The sequence below is a fragment of the Streptomyces sp. NBC_01463 genome, assembly GCA_036227345.1.
Classification (GTDB): domain Bacteria; phylum Actinomycetota; class Actinomycetes; order Streptomycetales; family Streptomycetaceae; genus Streptomyces.
Genome location: CP109468.1, coordinates 4,646,023 through 4,659,863, shown reverse-complemented (window position 1 = coordinate 4,659,863; position 13,841 = coordinate 4,646,023). Strand labels below are relative to the sequence as shown.

The window sequence follows — 13,841 nt, the reverse complement described above, 5'->3', positions numbered from 1 at the left end:
TGCCGACGACATCCATGAGGTCCGCACAGCCCGGTCACAGGGACTCGGTCCGGGATCGGTTGCGGCTCGGTTGCGGCTCGGTTGCCCGACAGGCGGGCCGCACCGACGAAGGGCCGGATCCGGCCGCTAACCTTACGTATCCGCCCTGGCCAGGGATCAATTCCCGCAGTACGGACATTCATCGCACCCAACTCACGTGAAAGGCCTCGCCCATGGGCATTCGGAGCTTGCTGCGCAAGGTGTTCGGCCGTGACCGCACGGAGCAGGACGAGCCGACGACGGCCACGGTCCCGCCCCAGGGCGAGCGCACCCTGTCCACGGAGTCGGAGTCGGTGGCGGTGGACGAGCCGGTTGCGCAGGCCGAGCCGGCGACCGAACCCGCCCCGGCCGTCAAGGCGTCGGTCCCGGCCCCGGCCACGGCATCCCGGACCACCGCGTCCCGGACCGCGACGGACGACGGCGGTCTGGCGACGGACCTGGTGGCCGCTGCCTTCGACAAGGCGGCCGCGCCCGCCCCCGAGGCCGCTCCCAAGTCCGCCCCCACGGTTCCGTCACAGGGCTCCGGCCCGCGGACGAAGGCCGCGGAGCCCGCGAAGCCGGTGGAGACCGTGAAGCCGGTGGAGACCGTGAAGCCCGCGAAGCCGGTGGAGGCCGTGAAGCCCGCGAAGCCGGTGGAGCCTGCGGAGGCCGTGAAGCCGGTGGAGCCTGCGGAGGCCGTGAAGCCGGTAGAGGCGGTGGAGCCGCCGGTCGAGACCCCGGCCCCCGCCGCCGTGGCCGAGCCGATCGCCGTCGAGCCCGAGGCCCCCGCCGCCGTCGAGCCCGAGGCCACCCCCGCCGTCGTCGAGCCCGAGGCCGCCCCCGCCGTCGAGCACGAGGCCACCCCCGCGCCCATCACCATCGACATGGACCCGGAGCCCGAACCGGAACCCGAACCGGGCCCGGCTCCGATCGCCGCAGCCGTGGCCGAGCCGGAGCCGGTCGCCGCGCCCGAGCCGGTCGCCATTGCTGTCGCCGCGCCCGAGCCGGTCGCCGTTGCTGTCGCCGTACCCGTGGCCGAGCCCGTGGCCGAGCCCATCGCCGCGCCCGAGCCGGTCGCCGCGACCCCGGCCCCGGACATCGCCGCCCCCGCCGGCAAGCCCGCGCTCACCCTCGCCAAGGTCAAGGCCCGTGCGCCCGAGCTCGTGGGGCCGTACAAGGCCGCCCAGGCCGGGCTGAAGGCGCACGGACTCACCGGCCTGCGCGCCACCGTCTACCTGGTGCTCGACCGCTCGGGCTCCATGCGGCCGTTCTACAAGGACGGCAGCGCCCAGCACCTGGGCGACCGCACGCTCGCGCTCGCCGCGCACCTCGACGAGAGCGCCACCGTCCAGGTCGTGTTCTTCTCTACCGACATCGACGGCACCGGCACGGTGGAGCTGGACGCGCACGAGGGCCGGATCGACCAGCTGAACGCCGGTCTCGGACGCCTCGGCCGGACGAACTACCACCGGGCCGTCGAAGAGGTCGTCGCGCACTACGAGAAGTCCGGGGCGACCGGCCCGGCGCTGGTGGTCTTCCAGACGGACGGCCCGCCGGACGTCAAGCAGGCCGCCCGCCAGGCGCTGGCGGACGCGGCCCGGCTGCCGCTGTTCTTCCAGTTCGTCGCGTTCGGCGACGCGGACGCGAAGGGCTTCGAGTTCCTGCGGAAGCTGGACGCCCCGAACGCCGGCTTCTTCCACGCGGGACCCGCCCCGCGCGAGGTCCCGGACGCCGCGTTCTACCGCGAGGTCCTCGCCGCGCTCCCCGCCTGGGTCTCGGCCGGCGCCTGATCCGCCGGCAGGCGTACGGTCACGGCGAGCCCGCCCTCCGGGCCCGGCACCGCCGTGACCGTACCGCCGTGCGCCACCGCTATGGAGCGGACGATCGAGAGGCCGAGCCCCGAGCCCGGCCCCATCCGGTCCTTGCCCTCACCGCGCCGGAACGGCTCGAACAGACCGGGAATGTCCGCCGCGTCCACCACCGGACCGGTGTTGCGCACCTCCAGCAGCACCCCGTCCCCCGCCGGTACCAGGGACACCCGCACACTCCCGCCGGGGACGTTGTACGTCACCGCGTTGGCCAGCAGGTTGGCCATCAGCCGGGCCAGCAGCAGCCGGCTTCCGCGCACCGCGCAGCGCCCGGCGTCGACCGCCACCCCCGGGTGCCGGGCCGCCTCCTCCGCGACCACCCGGTCCAGCTCCACGGTCTCCCGCTCGCTCCTCTCCAGCCCGCGCTCGCTGCGCGCCAGCACCAGCAGCCCCTCGATGAGCCGTTCGCTGCGCCGGTTGTTGTCCAGCAGCGTCTGCCGGGTCCGTACGAGATCGTCCGGTGTCGGGTCCTCCAGCCCCACCTGGATCGCCGCCCGCTGGGTGGCCAGCGGGGTCCGCAGCTCGTGCGAGGCGTTGGCGATGAACCGGCGCTGGCTGTCGAACGCCTTCTCCAGCCGGGCCAGCAGCGCGTCCAGGGTGTCGCCCAGCTCCTTGAGCTCGTCGTCGGGGCCGTGGGAGGCGATCCGCTCGTGCAGCGTGTGCTCGGAGAGCCGGCGCGCCTTCGCGGTCATGGCGTGGACGGGGCGCAGCACCCGCCCGGCCGTCCACCACCCGACGCCCACCGCGCACGCCGTCATCACCAGCAGGGCGGCCGCGGACCAGTAGAGCAACTGGTCCCCGGCCGCGTCGCTGACGTGGTCGGTGAGGTCGTAGACGGTCGGCGGCCCGAGGCTGCGCCGGGTGACGAGGGGGCCGTTGACCGCGTAGCCGGGCTGGACGACCGCGGCGGTACGGGCGATGGCGCGGGCCTGCGAGTCCGTACCTGCGCGGGAGGCGAGGTTGACCGTGGCGAGGAGCGCGGTCCCGAGGACCAGGAACACCCCGCCGTACACGAGGGCGATCCGGGTCCTGATCGTGGCGTGCGGCACCCGGGCCGGTCGCCTCACAGGGCGTACCCCACGCCCTGCACGGTGCGGATCAGGGCCGGTTCGCCGAGCTTGCCGCGCAGCTTGCTCATGCAGACGCGGACGGCGCCCGTGAAGGGGTCGGCGTTGGCGTCCCAGGCCCGCTCCAGGAGCTCCTCCGCGCTGACCGTTCCGCCGTCGGCCTCCAGCAGCAGCTGGAGCACGGTGAACTCCTTGGGCGAGAGGTCCAGCTCCCGGCCGTCCCGGGTCGCGGTGCGGCGCACGGTGTCGAGCCGGATGCCGTGCCGCACCAGCTGCGGCGGCACGGGGCGGGCGCTGCGCCGCCGCAGGGCGCGGACCCGGGACACCAGCTCGGGGAACTCGAACGGCTTGCCCAGGTAGTCGTCGGCGCCCAGGTCGAGCCCGGAGACGCGGTCCTCCATGGTCCCGGCGGCCGTCAGCATCAGGATCCTGGTCCGGGAGCCGGCGGCGACCAGTCCGCGGGCCACGTCGTCGCCGTGCACCCGGGGCAGATCGCGGTCCAGGACGACGACGTCGTAGTCGTGCAGCCCCAGGTAGGCCTGGGCGGCATCACCGCTGTACACCGTGTCGACGGCGAACCCGGCCCGCCGCAGCCCGGTGGCGACCAGCTCCGCCAGGATCTCCTCGTCCTCGGCGACCAGTACCCGCATCGTGATGTCCCCTGCCTCGTGCATGCGTGTCCACTCCCTCCCAGGATGCGTCTTTGCTACGGGAAGGGATGTTTCGCAAAGCTCTCCGTTCCGGTGCCGGGTTTATCGGTGTGAGGGGATCTCCCCCGGACCGTTAGGATTTCGACCATGGCGGCCACTGGATCCGAGAAGCAGGCGGCGACGGCGTTCTACGTCTCGACCCCCATTTACTACGTCAACGACGCTCCTCACCTGGGCCACGCCTACACGACCGTCGCAGGCGACGTGCTCACCCGCTGGCACCGCCAGCGCGGCGAGAAGGTGTGGTACCTCACCGGCACGGACGAGCACGGTCAGAAGATCATGCGCACGGCCGAGGCAAACGACGTCACGCCCCAGGCGTGGTGCGACAAGCTCGTCGAGGAGGCCTGGAAGCCCCTCTGGGAGCACCTCAACATCGCGAACGACGACTTCATCCGTACGACGGAGAAGCGGCACACCGACCGGGTGCAGGAGTTCGTGCAGGACCTGTACGACAAGGGCGAGATCTACAAGGGCGGGTACGAGGGCCCGTACTGCGTGGGCTGCGAGGAGTACAAGCTCCCCGGCGATCTCATCGAGGACGAGGCCGGCGTCAAGCTGTGCCCGATCCACAAGAAGCCGGTGGAGATCCTCAAGGAGGAGAACTACTTCTTCAAGCTCAGCGAGTACGGTCCGAAGCTGCTGGAGTTCTACGCGGCCAACCCCGGCTTCATCCAGCCGGAGTCCGCGCGCAACGAGATCGTGAACTTCGTCAAGCAGGGCCTCCAGGACCTGTCGATCTCCCGCTCGACGTTCGACTGGGGCGTCCCGGTCCCGTGGGACGACAAGCACGTCATCTACGTGTGGATCGACGCGCTGCTCAACTACGCGACGGCGGTCGGCTACGGCGCCAACCAGGAGAAGTTCGACGGTACGTTCCCGGCGAACGTGCACCTGATCGGCAAGGACATCCTGCGCTTCCACTCGGTCATCTGGCCGGCGATGCTGATGGCGCAGGGGCTGCCGCTGCCCGGCAAGGTCGTCGCCAACGGCTGGCTGATGGTCGGCGGCGAGAAGATGTCGAAGTCGAACCTGACGGGCATCAAGCCTCAGGACCTGACCTCGCACTTCGGCGTGGACGCCTACCGCTGGTACTTCCTGCGGGCCATCGCCTACGGCAGCGACGGCTCGTTCTCCTGGGAGGACTTCACCGCCCGCTACACCTCCGAACTCGCCAACGACTACGGCAACCTGGCCTCGCGTCTCGCGGCCATGGTCGGCAAGTACTTCGGCGGCGCGCTGCCGGCGGCCACCGCCGCGGGCGAGGCCGAGCAGGCGGTCCAGGAGGGCCTGGCCAAGGCGGTCGCCACGGCCGATCTGAAGATCGGCGAGGAGCTGGACTTCCAGGGCGGCATCCTGGCGGTCTTCGACTTCGTGAAGCAGGTCAACGGCTACATCACGGAGCAGGAGCCGTGGAAGGTCGCCAAGGACACGTCCGACGAGGGCCAGGCCCGCCTCGCGACGATCCTCTACACGGCCGCCGAGGCGCTGCGCGGTGTCGCGGTCCTGCTGAACGCCGTCATGCCGGACACCTCCCAGAAGCTGTGGGAGTCGCTGGGCGCCGAGGAGTCCCTGGGCGCGCTGGCCGGCCAGCACGTGCAGGACGCGGGCACCTGGGGCCTGCTGCCGGCGGGTGCGACGGTGACGAAGGGCGCGGTGCTGTTCCCACGCCTGGAGGAGAAGCCGTAGGCCCCTTGCGGGGCCGGGTCCTCGGTTGTTGCTTGCCCCCGGCCCGGGGCTGGGGTCTCTGTCCTCAAGCGCCGGACGGGCTTGGTGGGGGCGCCGAGCCCCGCGGGGTGCGCCCGCGCCAGTGGGTGGGGGTCCGGGGTCCCTCCAGGGCGTCTCCTCGAACGACGAACGTTTCCAGTCCCACGCAGCGAAACCCCGGTATGTGTTCGTCGTCCTGCGGGGACTCCCCTGCACGCCCCCGAACCCGAGCCCGTCGTGCGCCCGCACCCCCGGTTCTTCCACCGGTGGTGCCACCGGGGGTGCGGGCGCACGCCGGCGTCGGGTGGGGCCGTGCAGGGGCGTCCCCGCAGGAAAATGGCGTACTACCCGGCCCCGGCAACGGAGTGCGTTGCCACGCCAGTTTCTGAGGAGACGCCCCGGAGGGGCCCCACCCCCACCCACCGGGCAACGGCGCCGCCCCGCGGGGCACCCGCACAAAGCCGGCCCGTCCGGCGCTTGAGGACAAAGACCCGCACCCGGACCGGCGGCACCCCACAACAAGGACCCGGCCCCAAAGGGGCCTCAGCGGCTCAGCGACGCCGCGTCCCCCATCACGATGACGGGCTCCTTCGCCGGGTCGAGCACGCCCAGGAGTTCCTCCATCCGGTCCTCGGTGACCGAGACGCAGCCCTGGGTGGGGCCGCCGTGGTCGACGTGGATCCAGATGCCGCCGCCGCGTTCGTCGCCCAGGGGCCGGGTGTGGTCCAGGGGCGAGGTGCCGGGGAGGCGGTTGTAGTCGATGGCGATGACGTAGTCGAACGAGCCCTCCAGCGGCTCCCCGTGGAAGCCCTCGCCCTCCACCTTGAAGTCCGGGCTCAGGTCGTACGGGAAGGCCGTGTCCGGCGGGTCGAGGCGGCCGCCTGCCGCGGTCAGGGTGAAGACGCCGACGGGTGAGCGCAGATCGCCCTCCCAGTGCTCGGCCGTCCAGCCGTTCAGCGCGTTGTGGGCGGGCCAGGGCGCCAGGGCGGGCCGCCAGCCCACGGCCGGGTCGTCCCGGGTGTAGAGCACGGCCGTGGAGCGGTTGGAGTCCGGGGACTCCCCGGTGACGACGAACGCCTGATGGGCCCCGGCCGGGATCTGCGCCCGTGTCCGCGGCCCGAGCCCGGGGATCTCCTGCGGCGGGGCGGGCGGTACGACGGAGGCCCGGGGCCCTGCGGGTGCGCCGGGTGCTCCGGCTGCTCCGGCTGCCCCGGGCGGTCCGGGCACGCCGGTGGCGCCCGCGCCCTTCGTGGTGGCACGGCCCCCGTCCCACCCGGCAAGGGTCCCCGAGCCGTACCCGGCCAGCAGCAGCAGGAGGGCGGCGCAGACGACGTACGGGAGGCGCAGCGGGACGCGCGGGCGGGGCAGGGGCACGGAGGGCTCCTCAGCGGTCGGTGACGAAGCCACGGGGCTCCGGCGGACCTGGTCCGGAGTCCGCTGTGCCGATGTCGGCCCAGGCAGTCTTTGCCGCAGCCGGACTCCGCCAATCCGGCGCCGGGGCCATCCGGGTCTCACCGTTCGGGTGATTCGTGTACTTGTATGCACACAGCCATGCGTTCGGGAGCGCCGTGCTCACCGCCGAACGGACGCGGAACAGCCCCCGGCCGATGGCCGGGGGCTGTTTCACGTGAAACCCGGGGGCACCCCCCCGGAGCTTGCGCGGGCTACTTCTCGGTGGCGTCCTTGGCGGCCGCGACCGGCTTGCGGAGCTGGATGTTCAGCTCGCGCAGGCGGGTCTCGTCCAGCACCGTGGGCGCGCCCATCATCAGGTCCTGGGCGTTGCCGTTCAGCGGGAAGGCGATCGTCTCGCGGATGTTGGGCTCGTCGGCCAGCAGCATCACGATGCGGTCGACGCCGGGGGCGATGCCGCCGTGCGGCGGGGCGCCGAGGCGGAAGGCGCGGAGCATGCCCGCGAACTCGTGCTCGACGGTCTCACGGTCGTAGCCGGCGATCTCGAAGGCCTTGAGCATCAGCTCGGGCTCGTGGTTACGGATGGCGCCGGAGGACAGCTCGATGCCGTTGCAGACGATGTCGTACTGCCAGGCGAGGATGTCGAGCGGGTCCTTCTCCTCAAGGTCCTTCAGGCCGCCCTGGGGCATCGAGAAGGGGTTGTGCGAGAAGTCGATCTTGCCGGTGTCCTCGTCCTTCTCGTACATCGGGAAGTCGACGATCCAGCAGAACCGGAAGACGCCCTCCTCGAAGTGGCCGGCGCGCTTGGCGGCCTCGACGCGGACGACGGACATGATCTTGGAGACCTCGTCGAACTCGCCGGCGCCGAAGAACACGGCGTGGCCCGGGACGAGGGAGAGGCGCTCGGTGAGCGTCTTGACGTCGGTCTCGGTGAGGAACTTGGCGATCGGACCGGCCAGCTTGCCGTCCTCGCCGACGCGCACCCAGGCCAGGCCCTTGGCGCCGTGCTCGACGGCGTAGTCGCCGAGGCCGTCGAAGAACTTCCGGGACTGGCCCGCGGTGTCCGGCACCGGGAGGGCGCGGACGTGCTTGCCGGCGAAGGCCTTGAACTCCGAGTCCGCGAAGACGTCGGAGATGTCGACGAGCTCCAGCTTGGCGCGCAGGTCGGGCTTGTCGTTGCCGTACTTCAGCATCGACTCGCGGAACGGGATGCGCGGGAACGGCGAGGTGACGTGGCGGCCGTTGCCGAACTCCTCGAAGAGCTCGGTCATCAGCTTCTCGATCGGGCGGAAGACGTCCTCCTGCTCGACGAAGGACATCTCGACGTCGAGCTGGTAGAACTCGCCCGGCGAACGGTCGGCGCGGGCGTCCTCGTCGCGGAAGCAGGGCGCGATCTGGAAGTAGCGGTCGAAGCCGGAGATCATCAGCAGCTGCTTGAACTGCTGCGGGGCCTGCGGCAGCGCGTAGAACTTGCCCGGGTTCAGCCGGGACGGGACGACGAAGTCACGGGCGCCCTCGGGGGAGGTCGCGGTGAGGATCGGCGTCGCCATCTCGTTGAAGCCGAGGGCGACCATCTTGGCGCGGATCGAGGCGATGACGGCCGAGCGCAGCATGATGTTGCGGTGCATGCGCTCGCGGCGCAGGTCGAGGAAGCGGTACTCCAGGCGCCGCTCCTCGTTGACGCCGTCCTCGGCGTTGATCGTGAAGGGCAGCGGGGCGGCCTCGCCCAGCACCTCCACCGCGGTGACCTCGATCTCGATCTCGCCGGTCGGGAGCTCCGGGTTGACGTTGTCGGCGCCGCGGGCGGAGACCTTGCCGTCGATCCGTACGACGGTCTCCTTGGTGAGCTTCGCCAGCGCGTCGTTGCCCGGGGTGCCGGGGCGGGCGACGAGCTGCACCAGACCGTAGTGGTCGCGCAGATCGATGAAGAGGATGCCACCCAGGTCTCGGCGATTGTGCAGCCAGCCGCTCAGCCGGACGTCGGTGCCGACGTCAGAGGCGCGGAGCTCGCCGCAGGTGTGGGACCTGTACCGATGCATCGTCGTTCATCCAGTCTTCGCGGTTGGGGGCGGATTCAGCCTCCCCAGGCTACCGCCCGCGACCGGGCCGTTTCATTGCCATTGTCCGGAGCAAGATCGTCGGCGGGGGGCGGGAACACGGCCCTCGGTGGCGTTTGAGTGCTACATCTTCCTAAAGTGGGGCAATGCGCACCGAGGATGTCCTGGCCGCGACCGCGACCGGTCTTTGGCGCTGGGACAACGGAGCCGGGACGGTCACGCTCGACGCGGAAGCGGCCCGGCTGCTGGAGCTGCCCGCCGAGCACGGCGTCTTCCGCGAGTCCGAGGTGCGCTCGCGCTTCCATCCCGTCGACTGGAACGAGATCTACGGAGTGGTGAACCTCGCGGTCGCCGAGGGCACGCTCGCCGAGGCCCGGGTGCGGATCGTGGACGAGCACGGCCGGGTACTGCGTACCGTACGGAGCCGTTCCAAGCCCCTTCCGCCGGAGGCGGGCAACGAGACGGACTACGTGCTGGTCGGCACCCTCCAGGAGGTCGCCGAACCGCAGCCCGGCACCACCGGGGCGCACACCCCGATCACCGGGGACTGGCGGCGGTCCCGCGAGGCGTTCCTGCTGGACGCGGGGCGGGCGCTGGCCGAGGCCCGGTCGACGGCCGAGGTGCTGCGGGTCGCGTACTCGCTGTCCATGCCCGGCTTCTCGCCCGAGGGTCTCGCGGTCTTCGGGGTCGACGGCGAGCGGCTGACCATCGTCGGGCACCACGGGCACACCACGGGCGACGAGGGCCCCTTCACGGACATGCCGCTGGAGACCGACTACCCGGCCGCCGAGGTGGTCAGGACCGGGCGGGCGATCTATCTGCCGTCACCGGAGGAGTACCGGGACCGCTACCCGGCCACCTGGCCGCTGGCCCGGCGGTTCGGGCGACGCTCCTGGGCCTTTCTGCCGCTGATCGTGGCGGGGCGCACGATGGGCACCTGGATGGCGGGGTTCCGGCACCCGGTGTCGTTCTCGCCGGACGAGCGGTCGGTGCTGACGACCGTGGCCCGGATGCTCGCCCAGGCGCTGGCCAGGGCGGGGATCGCGGAGACCGAGCGGGAGCTGTCGCAGGGGCTTCAGCGCTCGATGATGCCGTCCCTGGGACCGGACATCCCGGGGATGACGGTGGCCGCCCGCTACGTACCGACCGGCGGCGGCCTCCAGGTCGGCGGCGACTGGTACGACATGATCCCGCTGCCCAGCGGCCGCATCGCCCTCGTCATCGGCGACGTCCAGGGCCATGACGTACGGGCAGCCGGGCTGATGGGCCAGCTGCGGATCGCGCTGCGGGCGTACGCCTCCGAGGGGCACCGCCCGGACGCGGTGCTCTCGCGCGCCTCGCGCTTCCTCTCCGGGCTCACCGACGCGTACGAGGACGGCGAGCAGACGGGTGCGCGCTTCGCGACCTGCCTGTACGCGGAGGCGGACCCGGTGACCGGCACCCTCGACATCGCCCGGGCCGGCCACCCCGACCCCGTGGTGATGACCGCCGACGGGACCGCCGTCATCCGGCAGACCGAGGGCGGGCTGCCGCTCGGCATCGAGGCGGACGCGGACTATCCGACGACCCGGATCACACTGGAGCCGGGAGAAACGATCATGCTGTGCACGGACGGGCTGATCGAGACCGGCGGCCACGACCTGGCCACCGGCTGGGTCCGGCTCCGGCCGGTCCTGGAGCGGCACACCGACGACCTGGAGAAGCTGGCGGACTCGCTGGTGCAGGCCGTGCACGGGCCGACCTCGCACTACACGACGGGGCCGCTCGCCGACCGGCGCGAGGACGACATCGCGGTCCTGCTGCTGCGGCGCGAGGCCTCCCCGGCGCAGCTGACCGCGCCCCGCAGGACCGTGCTGACCATCGCGCAGGCCGCGCCGGAGCGGATCGCCGCGGCCCGGCAGCTGCTGCGCGAGATGCTGCACGACTGGGCGGACCCGGAGCAGGTCGACTCGGCCGTGCTGATGGTGTCCGAGATGTGCACGAACGTGCTCGTCCACACGGACGGCGACGCGCTGATGGTCGCGCAGGCGACCGGGGAGCACGGCGAGCGGCGGCTGCGGGTCGACGTGTCCGACGGCAGCGACGAGCTGCCGCACAAGCGGCGGCCCGGCGAGATGGCGTCCAGCGGCCGGGGCCTGCTGCTGATGGAGATGCTCGCCCACGCGTGGGGGGTCGATCCGCGGGGCGCGGGCAAGTCGATCTGGTTCGAGCTGGACGAGGCGGCGGAGCAGGCTCCGTCGTAGCCGTGGGGCTCTACGGCGTTCCCGGCGTTCCCGGCGCGGGCTCCCCGGGCGGTCCCGCCGATGGCCCCGCGGATGATGCCTCAGGGCCCTCCGGGCGGCCCTTGCGCAGTTCGCCGATGATGCCGAAGACCGCGGCGCACACCGGGACCGCGAGCAGCATCCCCAGCAGACCCGCCACGCTGGCCCCGGCGGTCAGCGCGATCATGATCATGGCGGGGTGCATCTGCACGGTCCGGCTCTGGATCATCGGCTGCAGGATGTGCCCCTCCAGCACCTGGACGGCGAGGACGATGCCGAGCGCCCAGAGCGCGATCGCGAACCCCCGGTCCGCCAGCGCCACCAGAACCGCGACGGCCCCCGACAGGAAGGCGCCCAGATAGGGGATGTAGGCGCCGACGAAGACCAGGGCGCCGAGCCCCACCGCGCCCGGCACCCGCAGGATCAGCAGGCCGACCGTGATGCAGACCGCGTCGATGAGCGCGATGAAGGTCGTCCCGCGCATGAAGCCCTCGACCGCCTCGAAGGCGCGGCGGCCCATCGCTTCGACCAGGTCACCGGTGCCCCGGGGGGCGATGGAGTGCGCGAGTTTCACGGCCCGGTCCGAGTCGCGCAGGAAGAAGAAGGTCAGCAGGAGGGAGAGCACGGCGGTGGCGATGAACGAGCCGACGAGGCTGATGCCGGAGAGGATCCCGCCCGCGGCGCTCGCGCCGAACTTCTCGACGAGCTTCTTGGCGTTGTCCGCGAGGGCGTCCACGTTCGCCCCGTCCTCCAGCCCGAAGTGGTCGATGACCCACTGTCCGGCGTCCTTGAGCGAGTCGACGATCTGGTCGCCGGTCTCGATGAGCGCCGCCACCACGATGTAACCCGCGCCGCCGCCCACCGCGACGAGCAGGGCGCAGGTGACGCCGGCGGCCAGCGAGCGGTTCACCCCGTGGGCGGTCATCCGCCGGTGGACCGGGCCGAGCAGCGCCGTACCGAGCAGCGCGAGGAGGACCGGCGTGACGGCGGTCTTGAGGACGATGCAGAGGAAGATGGCGACAGCGGCGACACCGGCGACCAGCAGGACGACACCGCACCAGGCGGCCGTACGCCGGGCGACCTCGGGCAGGAGGGGCTTCTGGGTCTGCACCCCCTCAGCCGATCACGCCGCGGGAGCCGTGTCCCGCCCGTGCCGCCGTACGGGTGATGGACCGTCATACGGCGGCAGCGGGACTCACATTCCGTGGACGGCGGGCACCGTGCCGAGGCGGCCGGCCTGGAAGTCCTCGAAGGCCTGCTTCAGTTCGGCCTGGCTGTTCATCACGAACGGCCCGTAGTGCGCCATCGGCTCCCGGATGGGACGGCCGCCGAGCAGCACGACCTCCAGGTCCGGGGTGTTCCCGTCCTGCTGCTCGTCCGCGCGGACGGTCAGCGAGGAGCCGGTGCCGAAGACCGCGGTCTGGCCCATGTGGACGGGACGGCGCTCCTGGCCGACGGTGCCGCGGCCCGCCAGCACGTACGCGAGGCCGTTGAAGTCCTCGCGCCACGGCAGCGTCACCTCGGCGCCGGGGCGCACGGTGGCGTGGATCATCGTGATGGGGGTGTGGGTGATGCCCGGGCCCTCGTGGCCGTCGAGCTCGCCCGCGATCACCCGGAGCAGCGCGCCGCCGTCGGGGGAGGCGAGCAGCTGGACCTGGCCGCCACGGATGTCCTGGTAGCGCGGGGCCATCATCTTGTCGGCCTTGGGCAGGTTCACCCAGAGCTGGAGGCCGTGGAAGAGGCCGCCCGACGTGACGAGGGACTCCGGCGGCGCCTCGATGTGGAGCAGCCCGGATCCGGCCGTCATCCACTGGGTGTCGCCGTTGCGGATGGTGCCGCCGCCCCCGTTGGAGTCCTGGTGCACGAAGGTGCCGTCGATCAGGTAGGTCACGGTCTCGAAGCCGCGGTGCGGGTGCCAGGGGGTGCCCTTCGGCTCTCCGGCGGCGTACTCCACCTCACCCATCTGGTCCATCATGATGAACGGGTCGAGGTACTTGTAGTTGATCCCCGCGAAGGCGCGGCGGACCGGGAAGCCCTCGCCCTCGAACCCGCTCGGCGCCGTGGTCACGGCGAGCACGGGACGGGCCGCTGCGTCGCCGGCGGCGACGACCTTGGGCAGGGTCAGCGGGTTTTCGACGGTCACTGCGGGCATGGAAGCCACCTCCGGGGATTGTTCTGGAACCAATTTAGTTGAATGGTGAACATCCTGCAAGGCGTCGTCCATTCCCGTGCCGCGTCAGGCAGCACGAAGGGGCCCGTACCGATCGGTACGGGCCCCTTCGTGGAGGTCTGCGGTCAGCCGTACATGCGGCGCATGGCGAAGTCGACCATCTGCTCGACGGCCTTGGCGTCGAAGACCATCCGGTGCTCGCCCTCCATGTCCAGGACGAAGCCGTAGCCGGTGGGCAGCAGGTCGATCACCTCGGCGCCGGTGATCACGAAGTACTTGGACTCCTTGCCCGCGTACAGCCTCAGCTCCTTGAGCGTGGTGAACATCGGGATCACGGGCTGCTGGGTGTTGTGCAGCGCGAGGAAGCCCGGATTGTCACCGCGCGGGCAGTAGACCTTCGACGTCGCGAAGATCTGCTGGAAGTCCTCGGCGGCCAGCGAGCCGGTCGTGAAGGCCCGTACCGCGTCGCCCAGCGAGGGCGGCGAGGGTTCGGGATACAGCGGCTGCTCGCCGTAGCCGCCACCCATCGGCTGCTGTGCGCCCTGATTCTGGTCGTAGCCGTACATGAGGCAA

At 71.7% G+C, this 13,841-nt stretch carries 10 protein-coding genes; 3 read left to right on the top strand and 7 right to left on the bottom strand.

The window, feature by feature from the left end; translation table 11 throughout:
- The first annotated feature begins 212 nt into the window (after positions 1–212).
- Positions 213–1,808, top strand: coding sequence for a VWA domain-containing protein (locus OG521_20570; GenBank protein ID WUW23046.1), 1,596 nt, complete (start codon positions 213–215; stop codon positions 1,806–1,808).
- Here OG521_20570 and OG521_20565 read toward each other — a convergent pair.
- On the bottom strand, positions 1,757–2,953 hold the full coding sequence (locus tag OG521_20565; protein WUW23045.1) for a HAMP domain-containing histidine kinase: 1,197 nt from the start codon (positions 2,951–2,953) through the stop codon (positions 1,757–1,759). The two genes, OG521_20570 and OG521_20565, sit on opposite strands and share 52 nt — an antisense overlap.
- Positions 2,950–3,603 (bottom strand): response regulator transcription factor, encoded by a 654-nt coding sequence (locus tag OG521_20560; GenBank protein WUW26747.1) that lies wholly within the window; start codon positions 3,601–3,603, stop codon positions 2,950–2,952. The genes OG521_20565 and OG521_20560 overlap by 4 nt, the downstream gene beginning before the upstream one ends.
- A gap of 147 nt (positions 3,604–3,750) precedes the next feature.
- Here OG521_20560 and metG point away from each other — a divergent pair, with 147 nt between their 5' ends.
- Positions 3,751–5,352 (top strand): methionine--tRNA ligase, encoded by a 1,602-nt coding sequence (gene metG / locus OG521_20555; protein WUW23044.1) that lies wholly within the window; start codon positions 3,751–3,753, stop codon positions 5,350–5,352.
- 561 nt (positions 5,353–5,913) lie between these two features.
- Here metG and OG521_20550 read toward each other — a convergent pair.
- Both OG521_20550 and aspS read right to left on the bottom strand, forming a co-directional pair.
- The gene (locus OG521_20550) at positions 5,914–6,744 is read right to left on the bottom strand and encodes a L,D-transpeptidase family protein (protein ID WUW23043.1); all 831 of its coding nucleotides are present in this window, start codon (positions 6,742–6,744) and stop codon (positions 5,914–5,916) included.
- A 290-nt stretch (positions 6,745–7,034) separates the two neighbouring features.
- A complete protein-coding gene (gene aspS, locus OG521_20545) occupies positions 7,035–8,819 on the bottom strand; it encodes an aspartate--tRNA ligase (protein ID WUW23042.1) in 1,785 nt (594 codons plus the stop codon).
- 164 nt (positions 8,820–8,983) lie between these two features.
- Here aspS and OG521_20540 point away from each other — a divergent pair, with 164 nt between their 5' ends.
- Complete coding sequence (locus tag OG521_20540) at positions 8,984–11,080, top strand: SpoIIE family protein phosphatase (GenBank protein WUW23041.1); 2,097 nt, start codon at positions 8,984–8,986, stop codon at positions 11,078–11,080.
- Between the two features lie 10 nt (positions 11,081–11,090).
- On the opposite strand, the gene OG521_20535 is transcribed toward OG521_20540, so the two are convergent.
- The 3 genes from OG521_20535 to OG521_20525 form a co-directional block, all read right to left on the bottom strand.
- Positions 11,091–12,209, bottom strand: a complete 1,119-nt coding sequence (locus OG521_20535) for an AI-2E family transporter (protein ID WUW23040.1) — start codon at positions 12,207–12,209, stop codon at positions 11,091–11,093.
- A gap of 84 nt (positions 12,210–12,293) precedes the next feature.
- Positions 12,294–13,250 carry a pirin family protein gene (locus tag OG521_20530; protein ID WUW23039.1) on the bottom strand — a complete coding sequence of 319 codons (957 nt, stop codon included), beginning with the start codon at positions 13,248–13,250 and terminating at the stop codon, positions 12,294–12,296.
- Between the two features lie 143 nt (positions 13,251–13,393).
- Positions 13,394–13,834 (bottom strand): SseB family protein, encoded by a 441-nt coding sequence (locus tag OG521_20525; protein ID WUW23038.1) that lies wholly within the window; start codon positions 13,832–13,834, stop codon positions 13,394–13,396.
- Positions 13,835–13,841 lie beyond the last annotated feature (7 nt).